Here is a 13,739-nt window from a genome sequence, read left to right on the forward strand (position 1 = left end):
ACGGCCCGAGCCGGACCCACCGCCGGGCCCGGGCCCGCGCGACGGCGGAGGCGGGAGGCCGGAGCCGCGTGTCAGGATGGGGGCGTGCCGCACCGCCCCCTCACCGCGCCGCTCATCGGCCGGGACGCCGAACTGACCCGCCTCGCCGAGGTGCTGGAGCGTGCCCGCGCCGGCGAGGCGCGGGCCGTGCTCGTCGCCGGGGACGCCGGGGTGGGCAAGACGCGGGTGCTGGACGAGGCCGCCGGGCGGGCCGCGCGCACCGGGACGACCGTGGTCACGGGCCACTGCGTGGACCTGGGTGACGTGGGCCTGCCGTACCTGCCGTTCACCGAGGTCCTGGGCGCGCTCGCCGCCGACGGCCGGTTCGCCTCCGTGCTGGCCGCACACCCCGTGGTGGACCGGCTGCTGGGGGGCGGCACGGAGACCGAGCGGGACCCCGGCGGGCGGCTGCGGCTGTTCGAGGACATGGCCGGGCTGCTCGCCGATCTGGCGCGGACCGCCCCGCTGCTCCTCGTCCTGGAGGACCTGCACTGGGCCGACCAGTCCTCCCGCGACCTGCTGCGGTTCCTGCTCAGCCGCGGCATCCTGCAGCGGCCCGCGGGCGGCGCGCCCGCCCACCGCCTCGCGGTGCTCGCGTCGTACCGCGCGGACGACCTGCACCGCCGCCATCCGCTGCGCCCGCTGCTCGCCGAACTGGTGCGGCTGCCCGCCGTGGAGCGCCTGGAGCTGCGGCCGCTGGCCGACGCCGAGGTCACCCGGCTGGTCCGGGCGCTGCAGGACCGGCCGCTTCCGGAGGCCACCGTCCACCGCATCGTGGAGCGCGCCGAGGGCAACGCCTTCTACGCCGAGGAACTGGTCGCGGCCACGGACGCGGACGCGCACGGCGTGCCCGCCGGCCTCGCCGACGTGCTCCTCATCCGCTTCGAGCAGCTCACCGACACCGCGCAGCAGGTGCTGCGCACGGCCGCCGTGGCCGGACGCCGTGTCGAGCACGAGCTGCTGCGCGACGCGGTCGGGCTGCCCGAGGAGGAACTGGAGCCGGCGCTGCGCGAGGCGGTGGGGCGGCAGTTGCTGGTGCCCGGCGAGGGCGGCACCTACGCGTTCCGGCACGCGCTGGCCAGGGAGGCGGTGTACGCCGATCTGCTGCCGGGCGAACGGGCCCGGCTGCACGGCGCGTTCGCCCGGCTGCTCGCGGCCTCCGGCCGGCCGGCCGAGACCGCGGCCGAGCGCGCCCACCACTCCCGCGAGAGCCACGACCTGGCCGAGGCGCTCGCCGCGTCCCTGGAGGCGGCCGGCCACGCCCAGCGGGTGGGTGCGCCCGCCGAGGAGCTGCGGCACCTGGAGACGGCTCTGGACCTGTGGTCGTCGGTGGAACCGTCCGCGCGGCCGGCCGGCGAGGGGCTCGACCGCGTGACGCTGACCCTGCGGGCCTCGGCGGCGGCCGCGCGCGCCGGCCGGGGCCACCGCGCGGTCTCCCTCACCCGGGCCGCGCTCGCGGGCCTCGACCAGGAGGCGGACTCCGAACTCGCCGCCCGCGTCCGCTACACCCTGGCCGGCAACCTCCTGGGCGTGGACAGCCTGTCGGCGGCGTTCGCCCACAGCAGCGAGGCGCTCGCGCTGATCCCGGCCGAGCCTCCGTCCCGGACCTGGGTGTGGGCGGCGGCCACGCATGTGGTGGCGGCCCGTCACGTCGGGGAGACGGACACCGCGCTACGGGTCGCCCGCCGGGCCCTCGCCGTCGCCGAGGAGCTCGGGATGCACGACGCCCGCGCCGACCTCCTGGTCTCCCTCGCCGTTCTGGAGGGGGGCGGGCGCCGCACCGCCGAGGGGCGCGCCCGGCTGGCCGAGGCCCGGGACCTGGCCCGGCGCGCCGGGAACGCGCCGGTGGAGATGCGGGCGCTGTTCAACCTCGCCGTCGGCTGCTTCGAGTCCGGTGACCTCCAGGAGAGCCTGCCGTGGGCCACGGAGGGACTGGACCGGGCCCGCCGTGCCGGGCTGCTGTCCTCGCCGTACCCGCTGGAGATGCGTTACCTGCGTCTGCTGGTGCTGTACACGCTGGGCCGCTGGGACGAGTGCCTCGCCGCGGTGGCGGCCGACTCCGAGGTGCCGGACACGGCGGGCGGGTACGCCGCCGGGCCGGCCCTGTACGTCGGCCTCGCACGCGGCGAGCAGGGGGTGGAGGAGCGGGCCGAAGCCCTGCTCCGGGGGCCGTTCGACTGGATGGCGACGCTGGTCGCGGGCATCGTGCTCACCGACGCCGCCGCCCTGCGGGGCGACGCGGAGGGGGCGGTGGCACGGCTGCGGCGCACGGTGGCGGCCCTGGCGGACGAGTCGGGCAGGCGCCCGGACGTCACGGTCCGGCTCGCCGCGCTCGCGCTGTCCGCGGTCGCCGACAGGGCAGGGGAACCGCGGCCCGTCGGCGGCACCGGGCCGTGGCGGGACACGGCGACCGAACTCGTCGAGCTGGCTCGGGAGGTGGCCCGGGGCAAGGACGGCGCTCCGCAGGGCCCGGAGGGCGAGGCCTGGCTCGCCCGTGCCGAGGCGGAGTGGCTGCGCGCCGTCCGGGGGCCGGACGCGGCGGCCTGGGAGAAGGCGGTCACCGCCTTCCGTGACGGTGACGTCCACGAACGGGCGCGCTGCGAACTGCGGTACGCCGAGGCCCTGGTGGCGGCCGAGCGGCGCGAGGAGGCCGCGGTGTGGGCGCGGGCCGCGCGTGAGACCGCCGAGCGGCTCGGCGCGCGGCCGCTGCTGACGCGGGTGGACGCGCTGCTCCGCCGCGCCCGGCTCACCGGCGCGGCGCCGGCCGGGGACCGCGCGGGCGTCCTCACCGCCCGGGAGCGGGACGTGCTGGGGCTGCTGGCGCGCGGCCGCAGCAACCGGCAGATAGGCGAGGAGCTGTTCATCACCGGCAAGACGGCGAGCGTCCATGTCTCCAACATCCTCGCCAAGCTGGGCGCGGCGAGCCGTACCGAGGCGGTCGCCATCGCCTGGCGGGACGGGCTGATCGCACCGGAGCCGACGGTCTCCGGGTGACGGCGGGGCCCGGCGGTCCGGGCCCGGCGGCGCCGCGCCGTCCGTCCGGCCGTGCGGGAGGCGGAAGCGCGGATGCCCCGCTCGGGGCGGGGCATCCGGGTCACCGTCCGCGGGGAGCCGTCAGTGACGGTCCGCCGGGGTGTTGGCAGCGGTGACGTTGACCGCGGCCCAGGCCCGGTCCACCGTCTTGTACTCCGTGCTGCTCGCGCCGTAGAGGTCCTTGGCCGCCTTCAGCGTCGCGACGCGCGCGTCGTGGAAGTCGGTCGTCGAGACCATGTAGCGGGTCAGCGCACGGTAGAAGATCGCCGTGGACTTGGTCCGGCCGATGCCCTTCACCGTCAGCCCGTGGTAGGTGGGCGAGTCGTAGGTGAAGCCGCCGATCGTCCTGCGGCCGCTGCCCTCGGCGAGCAGGTAGAACGCGTGCGAGGAGACGCCGGATCCGGCGTGCACCTCGGTGTCGTACACCGCGGGCGACCAGTAGTCGATCGTGCCCTCGAGCTTGTCGAGGGAGGGGTGGTCCAGGCGGCGCAGGAACTTCTGGGCCAGGCCGAGCTTCTCGCCGAGGAGGTAGTTCGGCGGGTTCTTCGGGTTGTTGGTGAAGAACTCGACGTCGGAGCCGAAGATGTCGGCCAGGGACTCGTTCAGCGAACCGGGCTCGCCGTACTGGTTGCCGTCGGCGTCGACGCGGGTGGGCTCCAGCCGGGCGGTGGCGTCCACCACGCCGTGGGTGAGCTCGTGGCCGGTGACGTCGAGGACGACGAGCGGCTTCTTGAACATCCGGCCGTCGCCGTCGCCGTACAGCATGCAGTCGCAGGTCGGGTCCCAGAACGCGTTCGCGATCCGGTTGCCGAAGTGGACCATGGCCTTGGCGCCCTTGCCGTTGTTCTCGATGCCCTTGCGGCCGAAGGTCTTCTTGTAGAAGTCCAGCGTCTTGGTGACGCCGTACTGCGCGTCGACGGCCGCGCTGGTGCGGCTGGAGGTGGAGCCGTTGCCCCACTTGTTGGTGGTGCTGGTGAACTTGGTGCCCCGCGAGAAGTTCTCCAGCTGCCGGTTCTTGGCGTCCCGCGTCTCCGTGCCGTAGCGGCTCGGGTCCCGCAGCAGGAAGCTGGTGCGGGCGGTCCGGGTGGTGGTCAGCGAGACCTTGCCCACGAAGAGGGAGGAGCCGGTGCCCGTGGCGGGCGCCGGGTAGCGGGAGGCCGCGGTGGCGGGGACGGCGCCGAAGGCGGACAGCGGGGCGTCGCCGGTGGCCGGGTTCAGCGTCTCGCCCCGCTCGCGCAGGGTGTCGAGCAGCTTCGGCGACAGGAACTCGTCGCTGTCGGGGGTGTTGCTGCGCACCGAGCCGGTGACGGCGTCGACGACGACCGTCCGGGAGCCGTTGCCCCCGGTGGTGGCGCTGCCGGTCACCCGCACCTGGTAGGCCAGGGCGGACGCGCCGTCGCGGGCGTCCACCACGAGTTCGGCGTCGCCCGCGTCACCCCGGGCGACGGAGGCGGCCTTGGCCGCCGCCTGCCGCGGCGTCAGCCGGGCCTCGGTGGTGGCGGGTTCGACGGTGTGGCCGGCCGCCCGGGTGACTCCGGTGTACGCCAGCTTCGCGTCGAGGTGGACGACGAGGTCGCCGCCGAGCACGGGCATGTCCTGGTGGGTCCGGACGAACCGGACGTGGCGCGCCCCTTCGGGGTCGAGCATCACGTCCTGGGCCCGCAGCCCGTCCCCCCGGGTGACGCCGGTCGCCGAGGCGTGGGCGAAGGCGGCGGCGCGGGCGGCCTCCACCACGGATGCGGCCGAGGTGCCGGCGGACGACACGGCGTGGTCCGTCCCCGTGGCGGGAGTGGCGAGCGCCGTGCCTGCCAGGCCCGTGACGGCCGTCGTCACCGCGACGGCGACCGCCACGCTGCGTATGTGGGGTCTGCGCACTCTTGAGGGTCCTTCGTTCGGGAGAGCGGCCGGGATCACCGGGCGCCCTGGGACATGGCGCATCGGCGCCACGGGGGCTGGTCGGGCCCCGGGGCGAAACCCTGATGGATCAGTCATGTCCATGTAAAGCGCGAATGAAGTATTCCGTGCGCTTCATGGCAATCCTTTGCCAATCCGTCCCACTCAGTGATCAGCGAGCGACCAACTGTGTGTCGTCTGGGGAGATGTGACGGGGTGCGAGAGGGTTGCCTCGCCCGAATGTGATCGATCTCGCACGGGCGACGCGCGGACGGCGACGGGAGAGGGAACGCATGGCCTCACGAACGGTGCGCAGGAGTGCGGTGCTCGGGCCGCTGGTGCTGACCCTGCTGGCGGGTCCGGCCCACGCGGTGGACGGCCGCCCGGGGGGAGCGCCGTCCGCCGCCGCGTTGCCGGCCCCGGACACGGCGGGCCTGACCGCCGTGCTGCGGACGGCCCTCACGCAGGGCGCGCCCGGCGCGATGGCGCGGATCGACGACCACCGCACGGCGTGGGACGACCACGCCACGGTGTACCAGGCCACGGAAGGGGTCTCCGACCGCACGACCCGGGCACCCATCGGCACGGCCGACCGCTTCCGCATCGGCAGCGTGACCAAGACCTTCTCCGCCGTCGTCCTGCTGCAACTGGCCGCCGAGGGCAAGGTGAAGCTCGACACCTCCGTCAACCGCTACCTGCCGGGCCTGCTCCCCGACGACCGGATCACGGTCCGGCAGGTGCTGAGCCACCGCAGCGGCCTGTACGACTACACGTACGACATGTTCGCCGAGTCGGTCTCCGGCTTCGAGGCGGTCCGCACCAAGGTCTTCACCTACCGTCAGCTGGTGGCCCGCTCCCTCCAGCACCCGCTCACCCATGCGCCGGGCTCCGCCTACGCCTACTCCAACACCAACTTCGTGGTCGCCGGGCTGCTCATCGAGAAGCTGACGGGGCACGCGGTGGGCACCGAGTACGCCAACCGCGTCGTCAAGCCGCTGAAGCTCGCCGACACCTTCTACGTGCACCCCGACATGAAGATCCCCGGCCGGCACACCCACGGCTACCTCACCCCGGACGCCTCCGGCGCCCCGCTGGTGGACGCCACCGAGCAGACGATGTCCTGGGCGCAGAGCGCGGGCGCGGTCATCTCCAGCGCCCGCGACCTGAACACCTTCCTGTCGGCGCTGCTCGGCGGCCGGCTGCTGCCCGCCGCGCAACTCGCCCAGATGGAGAAGTGGCTGCCCGCCGGCACCGGTCAGGCGTACGGGCTCGGGCTGCGCCGGCGCGACCTGTCCTGCGGGGTGTCCGTCTACGGGCACACCGGCGCCGTCCAGGGCTTCTACACCTACGCGTTCACCACCAAGGACGGCCGCCGCAGCCTGACCGCCCTCACCAACACCTCCAACAACGGCACGGTGCACCAGACCATGCTGCGCACCCTGGAGTCGGCGTTCTGCGGCAAGCCGGCCACGTCGCGCCGGACGGCCACCCCGCCCGACCCCGCCGTGACGAACGACCTCGCCCGGTGATCCAGGGCCCCTCTTTCGGATCTTGCCGGGGACAGGCCCTGGTCGGAACGCATCGCTCCGGGCCACGATGCCCGGATGAAGGGTGACCTCTTTTCCAGTGAGCACATGGTGCGGCCCGCGTCCGCGCCCGGGATGACCGTCGAGAACGCCAAGTGCGTCAAGTACACGGTGGACGGCGAGATGCTGGCCCGGCAGGGCTCGATGGTGGCCCACCGCGGCGACCTGCGGTTCGAGCGCAAGGGCCAGGGTGTGGGCGGCATGATCAAGCGGGCCGTCACCGGAGAGGGGCTGCCGTTGATGGCCGTGCGCGGGCGGGGCGAGGCCTGGTTCGCGCACGAGGCGCAGAACTGCTTCGTCGTCGAGCTGGGCGGGGGCGACGAGTTCACCGTCAACGGGCGCAACGTCCTGTGCTTCGACGCCTCGTTGTCGTACCAGATCAGGACGGTGAAGGGCTCGGGCATCGCCGGCGGCGGGCTGTTCAACAGCGTCTTCACCGGGCAGGGCGCGCTGGGGCTGGTGTGCGAGGGCAATCCGCTGGTCATACCGGTGACGCCGGAGCAGCCGGTGTACGTGGACACGGACGCGGTGGTGGGCTGGACCGCCCACCTCCGTACGTCACTGCACCGGTCGCAGTCCCTCGGCTCGATGCTGCGCGGGGGGTCCGGCGAGGCCGTGCAGCTGATGCTGCACGGCGAGGGCCATGTCGTCGTACGGCCCAGTGAGGTGACGCCGCAGAAGGCGCAGCAGCACTGAGCGAGCCGGGCCCCGTGAGGTGATCTGCGCCCCACAGGCAACCCCGTCGCGCGCACCGGCGTCTTGACCTGCGACAGACCAGCCCCGGCCCCGCGCTCGGTCGCGACCGGGGCTGGTTTCCGACGCACTATACACAACATGTATACACACCGTGTATAGAAAGGTACGCATGTACGGCAAGGCATTCGCCCCGGAGTACCAGGGCGCCCTCACCTCCCTGTCCGTGAACTCCTCGCTCACCGACGTCCTGGCCGCCGGGAGAGAGCGGTTGGCGGCCGCCGAACGGGCCGGGCAGCGGATCGAGGCGGCCCGTTCCGGCCTCGCGGTCGCCGAGGCGCACCGCCGGCTCGGCCAGGTGGGCGAGGCGGACCGCGCCTGGAAGGCGAGTTACCGGGCCGCCCGGGAGGCCGGTGACACGGGCGCGATGGCCTGGGCACTGTGGAGCGGCGGCACCCTGGCCCGGCAGCGCGGCGCGTTCGCGCTGGCGTGGCGGCTGCTCGGGCACGCGGCCGAACTCGGCGAACGCGGCGGGGACGTGGTGGTCCGCGGCTACTCGCTGGCCGGCCTCGCCGAGACCGGCCGCATCCAGGGCGACTACGAGGCCGTGGGCCGGCTGCACGAGCGGTTGCTCGCCGAGGCCCGCAGGCGCGGCGAGGCCCGGCACACGGTGTGGGCGCTGGAGGGCATCGCGCAGATGCACCGCAACACCGGCTCGTACGACACCGCGTACGCCCTGTTCGAGGAGGCCGCCGGCATAGCCGCGCGCGCCGAGGACCGCCGGGGGCACGCCTGGGCGCTGCGCGGTCTCGCCGACCTGCGGTCCGTGCGCGACGGGGACGTGACGGGGGCGCTCGCGCTGCTGTCGGAGGCGGAGGAGTCGTGCCGGGCGATGAACCTGGCCGGCGCGCTGGCCTACAACCACAAGATGCGGGGCAACGTGCTCTACCGCGCCGGTCGGTACGCCGAGGCGCGGGACGTCTACCGGCAGGCGCTCGCGGAGTTCCGCGCCATCGGCGAGCCGCGCGGCCAGGCGCTGTCCCGCCTCGGCCTCGCCAAGTCCCTCGCCCGGCTGGGCCGCGACCGCGCCGAGACCGCGGCCGAACTAGCCGACCTGGCCCGCACGATGGACCGCATCGGGCTCCGGCACGCGCGGGAGATGGTGACCCGGGCCCAGGAGGAGTTCGTGGACGCGGACGCGGCGGCCGCCGCCATGCCTGCCGGAGCCGTCTTGCCGTCCGCCACCACCTCCCCCGCCGACACCGCTCCGCCCGCCTGCTCCGCTCCCCCCACCGGCGCCGCCTCCCCCGCCGGCACCGCTCCCGCGGTCGGATCCCCTCCCTCCAGCGAGGGCCCCGCCTCCTCCGTCTCCCCCGAGGTCGTGCGATGACCGCCGGCTCCCCCGTCGCGCCCGTAAAGGTGGACTTGCCCGAAGTCCTGGACCGGTGCAGGGCGTTGGTGCGGCCCGCGATGGAGGCGGCTGTCGGCGGGCTGCATCCGTGGGTGGGTGAGATGGCCGGCTACGCGCTCGGCTGGTACGAGGTCGGCGGGGCCCCCGCGGCGGCCGCGCCCGGCGGCAAGGGCGTGCGGCAGGCACTGGCGGTGCTGGGGGCCGAGGCGGCCGGGGCTCCGGGCCGCACCGGGGTGCCCGCGGCGGTCGCGGTCGAACTGGTGCACACCTTCTCACTGCTGCACGACGACATCATGGACGGCGACGCCACACGGCGCCGCCGACCGGCCGTGTGGAAGGCCTACGGCACCGGCCCGGCCGTCCTCGCGGGCGACGCCCTGTTCGCGCTGGCCGTCGAGACGCTCGCCGCGGCCCCGGAGGGTCCGGCGGCCCTGCGCCTGCTGTCGGCGGCACTGGCCGATCTGCTGCGCGGGCAGGCCGACGACCTGCAGTTCGCCGCCCGTCCCTGGACGGGCCCGGACCGAGTGCTCCCGGAGGCGTACCGGACGATGGCGGAGCACAAGACGGGCGCGCTGCTGGGCTGCGCGGCCGCGCTGGGCGCCCTGCTCGGCGGGGCGCCGCGGGCGACGGTGGACGCGCTGGACCGGGCCGGCCGGCACCTCGGGACCGCCTTCCAGGTGGTCGACGACATGCTGGGCCTGTGGGGCGATCCCGCCGTCACGGGCAAGCCGGTCCACGCCGATCTGCGCGAGCGCAAGAAGACGTACCCGGTGCTGGCCGCGCTCGACGCCCCTCATCCGGCCGCCCGGCGGCTGGCCGAACTGCTGGAGTCGGACGGGGATCCCGCCCGAGCGGCCGCGCTGGCCGAGGCGACCGGCGGCCGGGACGCGGCGCTGGAGGAGGCCCGGCGGCAGGTCGCCGCGGCCCGGACGGCGCTGGCCGCCGTGCCCCTGCGGGCCGCGGCCGCCGCCGAGCTGGACGCGCTGCCCGCCTTCCTGCTCGGCCGCGCCCTCTGAACGTGTTGACCCGCGCCGCGTCCCCGGGTCAGGGTCGGGGCGGCGCGGATCATCGCCCCCCGCGCCGGAAAGGTGAACTGCCTTGATCGGCATCTCGGAGATCGAAAGCGCGGCCGAGCGGATCGCCGCACACGTGGTCCGCACCCCGACCGTGCCGAGCCCCGGCCTGTCCACGCTGCTCGGTGTCCCGGTGACGGTGAAACTGGAACTGCTCCAGCGCACCGGTTCGTTCAAGGCGCGCGGCGCGACGGCGAAGCTGCTGTCGCTCGGCGACGCGGAGCGGGACGCGGGTGTGGCGGCGGTCAGCGGCGGCAACCACGGCATCGCGCTGGCGGTCATGGCGGCCGCGCTCCAGGTGAAGGCCACGGTCGTCATGCCGCGGTCGGCGCCGGCCCGGTCCATCGAGACCGCGGAGGCGGCCGGGGCGGAGGTGCGGCTGACCGACGACATGGACGGCGCGTTCGCGCTGGTGCCGCGACTGCGGGACGAGGGCCTCACCCTGGTCCATCCGTTCGACGATCCGGTCGTGGTCGCCGGACAGGGCACCGTGGGCCTGGAGCTGGCGCAGGACGCGGGCGACCTCACCGACGTCCTCGTCAGCGTCGGGGGCGGCGGGCTGATCTCGGGTGTCGCGGCGGCGCTGCGCGCGCTCCGCCCCGGGGTACGGATCTGGGGGGTGGAGACCGAGGGCGCCGAGGCGATGTCCGAGGCGCTGCGGGCCGGGGGTCCGCGGCCGGTGGCGCTCTCCTCGGTCGTGACGACGCTCAGCGCCCCTGCGGTGTCGCACCTGACGTACGACCATGTCCACGCCCTCGTCACGGAGGTGCTCGTGGTTCCGGACCGGGAGGCCGTGCGGGGCTGCCTCGCCCTCGCCGAGCACGCCAAGGTGTGGACCGAGCCGGCGGCGGGCTGTCTGCTGCCCGCCGCCCGGCTGGTGCGGGACCGGGTCGGGCCGGACGCCCGGCTCGGGCTGGTGGTGTGCGGGGGCAACGCGACCACGGCGGACATCCTGTCCTGGGCCGAGCGCTTCGGACTGCGCTGAGCCGCCGTCGCGAATGCGCCGTACCGGTGCCGCGGGGGTCGAATTCGGCCGACGATCGAGTTTACCGGTGGTTACCACAGGTGGGCCGGGCCTTATTCGACCGCCGGATTCTCGCGCGGAAATCCCGCGGGCGTCCCGCTCGGGCGGAAACGGAACTTCTCCGGCCTCTTCCGGTCGGGTCCGTCGGCCGTCCGAGCAGCGCACTTGTCCCGCGACGGCCGGGTCCGGCCTCCCGCGTCCGGCGACGTACGGATTTCGTCGCACACACGGCCGGAACTCTTGAGCGAAAGGCAGGAACTGCCGACTCTTCGCCGATCCTTTGAACGCACCCCGCCGCGGCCGTCGTACCACTGGGAAAGGTGAGAGCCACGGGGTTTCAGCGAGGGATGACCATGGTCGAGGCGCACGTCTCCGGACACGATCTGGTGGCCGGACGGTACCGGCTCCTGGAGGTCGTCCACCGCGAGACGAACCAGGTCTGCTGGTACGGCGAGGACGTCGAGGCGGAGCGCCCCCGCCTGCTGACCCAGACCGGCCTCCCCGCCGGCACCGGGGAGGAGAGCGCCCGCCGGGTCACCGCCCGTGTCACACGCACCGCCGAGACCATGGGGCTGCTGCGGCCGGGCCGGGTCGCCACGGTCGTCGACGCCGTCACGGAGGCCGGCACCCTGTGGACGGTCACCGAGTGGATCGACGGCACGCCCCTGGGCGAACTGCTCGCGGCGGACGGCGCGTTCAACTACGTAAGGACGTCCCGGATCGGGCTGGAACTGCTCGACGTGCTGGAGGCCGCGCACGCCGAGGGCATCACGCACGGCGAACTCGGCCCCGGCCAGGTGTTCGTGCGGGAGCGGGGCGGGGTCGTGGTGACCGGGTTCGGCCTCGCGGGCGCCACGCTCGCGCCCCGGGTCACCGCACCCTCGTACGCCTCGCCGGAGCAGGCCCGCGACGAGCGGATCGGGCCGGCCGCCGATCTGTGGGCGCTCGGCGCGCTGCTCTACACGATGGTCGAGGGGCGCCCGCCGTACCGGGACCGGGGCCGGCCCGAGGTGACGCTGAGGAGCGTGGACCGGCTGCCGCTGCGTGCCCCGGTGCGGGCCGGCCCGCTCACCCAGGTCGTGCAGGGGCTGCTGCGGAAGGACTCGAGGGAGCGGCTGACCCGCCCCGTGGCCCGCGCGGCGCTCACCCGCGTGCTCCACGAGGATCCCGCGACGCTCGCGCCGGGCGGGGTCCGGCCCCGGCTGCGCGGCGCCTGCGCCGCGGCCCGGGACGCGGGCCGCGTCTGGAGCCGGCGGACCATGGCAGTGGGCACCACGCTCGCGGTGGTGACCGTGGCCGTCGCGGTCCTGGCCGCGACCCATCAGCTCCCCGGCACCGGCACCACCGGATCCGGTGCCGGTGCCGGTGCCGGTGCCACCGACCGCTCCGCCCCGCGCCCCGCCCTGCCCGGCACCGCTCGACCGGCCGCCCCGCCGGCGGCCTCCGCTCCGACGACGGTGCCGCCCCCGGCGACGGCGCCGGGCCCGCCGTCGGGCTTCCGCGTCTACGACGCCCCCGAGGGCTTCTCCGTCGCCCTGCCCACGGGCTGGAAGCGGCTGCGCACCACCCGCGCCTCCGACCTCGCCTACCGCGTCGTCTTCGGCGCGGCCGGGGACGGGGCGGGTAGGGGGGACGGGCGCACGCTGGCGGTGACGTACAGCGAGCGGGTCGGACCGGACCCGGTCGCCGTGTGGCGCGACGACGTCGAGCCCGGCCTGGAGCGGACCTCCGGGTACCGCCGGATCGGCTCGATCCGCGCCACCACGTACCAGGGCTACCGGGCCGCCGACATGGAGTGGCTGTCCGGAACGGGCGCGGACCGGGTGCGCACCTTCGGGCGCGGCTTCCTCCTCGGCGGCCACCGGGGCTTCTCGCTGCGCTGGACGACCCCCGCCGAGGACTTCGCGACGACCTCCGCCCGGCAGGCGCTCGCCGTGTTCCTGCGGACCTTCCGGCCCTCCCCGGACTGATCCGCCGTTTTCCGTCCGGGGAGCCGGGGACTCGCCGGACATGGTGCAAATCGGATACACGATGATGACCGAGCAGGCCGGGCCCCGTGAGCTGGTCGACCATGTGGTGCGGGCGGAGGAGGCCGGGTTCGACTTCTCGGTGACCTCGGACCACTACTTCCCGTGGCTGCGCTCGCAGGGACACTCGCCCTACGCGTGGAGCGTCCTCGGCGCCGCCGCCCAGGCGACCTCGCGCATCCCGCTGATGACCTACGTGACCTGCCCGACCTTCCGCTACCACCCGGCGGTCGTGGCGCAGAAGGCGGCGACGATGCAGCTGCTGTCGCAGGGCCGGTTCCGGCTCGGCCTCGGCTCGGGCGAGAACCTCAACGAGCACGTGGTGGGCGGCGGCTGGCCGTGCGTCGACGTACGCCACGAGATGCTGGAGGAGGCCGTGGGCATCATCCGCGACCTGTTCCAGGGCGGTCATGTCACCCGTCACGGCACCCACTTCGACGTGGACTCGGCACGGTTGTGGGACCTGCCGGACGAGCCGCCGCCGCTCGGCATCGCCGTCTCCGGCGAGCAGTCCTGCCGCCTGGCCGGCCGGCTCGCGGACCTGGTCGTCGCCACCCAGCCCGAGGCCGGCCTGCTGGAGTCCTTCGACCGGCACGGCGGGGCGGGCAAGCCGCGCGTGGGCCAGCTGCCGGTCTGCTACGACCCCGACCGCGACGCGGCCGTGCGGCGTGCCCACGACCAGTTCCGCTGGTTCGGCAGCGGCTGGAAGGTCAACTCGGAACTCCCCCATCCGGACGCGTTCGAGGCGGCCACCCGGTTCGTCACACCGGACGACGTCGCCGGGTCGATCCCGTGCGGCGACGATCCGGACGCCTTCGTCGAGGCCGTACGCCCCTACGCCGAGGCCGGGTTCACCGAGATCGCGCTCGTCCAGATCGGCGGCGAGTCCCAGGAGGCGTACCTGGACTGGTCGGCCAAGACGCTGCTTCCCGCGCTGCGCGACGCCCTCGGCTGAGCCGG

The 13,739-nt window shown here is 74.9% G+C and carries 9 protein-coding genes; 8 read left to right on the forward strand and 1 reads right to left on the reverse strand.

Going from position 1 to position 13,739, the window contains the following annotated elements:
* The first annotated feature begins 84 nt into the window (after positions 1–84).
* The gene (locus tag ACIQ9G_RS20785; RefSeq protein WP_403611447.1) at positions 85–3,033 is read left to right on the forward strand and encodes a helix-turn-helix transcriptional regulator; all 2,949 of its coding nucleotides are present in this window, start codon (positions 85–87) and stop codon (positions 3,031–3,033) included.
* Between the two features lie 120 nt (positions 3,034–3,153).
* Here the strand turns inward: ACIQ9G_RS20785 and ACIQ9G_RS20790 are convergent, their stop codons facing one another.
* Entirely contained in the window at positions 3,154–4,947 is a 1,794-nt protein-coding gene (locus tag ACIQ9G_RS20790) for a M4 family metallopeptidase (RefSeq protein ID WP_403611449.1), read from the reverse strand.
* 311 nt (positions 4,948–5,258) lie between these two features.
* Between ACIQ9G_RS20790 and ACIQ9G_RS20795 the strand changes: the two genes are divergently transcribed.
* From ACIQ9G_RS20795 to ACIQ9G_RS20825, 7 genes are all read left to right on the forward strand, one after another.
* A complete protein-coding gene (locus ACIQ9G_RS20795; protein ID WP_403611451.1) occupies positions 5,259–6,494 on the forward strand; it encodes a serine hydrolase domain-containing protein in 1,236 nt (411 codons plus the stop codon).
* A 75-nt stretch (positions 6,495–6,569) separates the two neighbouring features.
* Positions 6,570–7,247, forward strand: coding sequence for an AIM24 family protein (locus ACIQ9G_RS20800; protein WP_403611453.1), 678 nt, complete (start codon positions 6,570–6,572; stop codon positions 7,245–7,247).
* Between the two features lie 169 nt (positions 7,248–7,416).
* Positions 7,417–8,634: a tetratricopeptide repeat protein gene (locus tag ACIQ9G_RS20805; protein ID WP_403611455.1), complete on the forward strand. Its 1,218-nt coding sequence runs from the start codon at positions 7,417–7,419 to the stop codon at positions 8,632–8,634.
* A complete protein-coding gene (locus ACIQ9G_RS20810; protein ID WP_403611458.1) occupies positions 8,631–9,671 on the forward strand; it encodes a polyprenyl synthetase family protein in 1,041 nt (346 codons plus the stop codon). The genes ACIQ9G_RS20805 and ACIQ9G_RS20810 overlap by 4 nt, the downstream gene beginning before the upstream one ends.
* An 82-nt stretch (positions 9,672–9,753) precedes the next feature.
* Positions 9,754–10,713 (forward strand): threonine/serine dehydratase, encoded by a 960-nt coding sequence (locus ACIQ9G_RS20815; protein WP_403611460.1) that lies wholly within the window; start codon positions 9,754–9,756, stop codon positions 10,711–10,713.
* Positions 10,714–11,099: 386 nt separating this feature from the next.
* Complete coding sequence (locus ACIQ9G_RS20820; RefSeq protein WP_403611463.1) at positions 11,100–12,722, forward strand: serine/threonine protein kinase; 1,623 nt, start codon at positions 11,100–11,102, stop codon at positions 12,720–12,722.
* Between the two features lie 40 nt (positions 12,723–12,762).
* Entirely contained in the window at positions 12,763–13,734 is a 972-nt protein-coding gene (locus ACIQ9G_RS20825) for an LLM class F420-dependent oxidoreductase (protein WP_403611466.1), read from the forward strand.
* Positions 13,735–13,739 lie beyond the last annotated feature (5 nt).

It is taken from the genome of Streptomyces sp. NPDC096152, assembly GCF_044763235.1.
Taxonomy (GTDB): domain Bacteria; phylum Actinomycetota; class Actinomycetes; order Streptomycetales; family Streptomycetaceae; genus Streptomyces.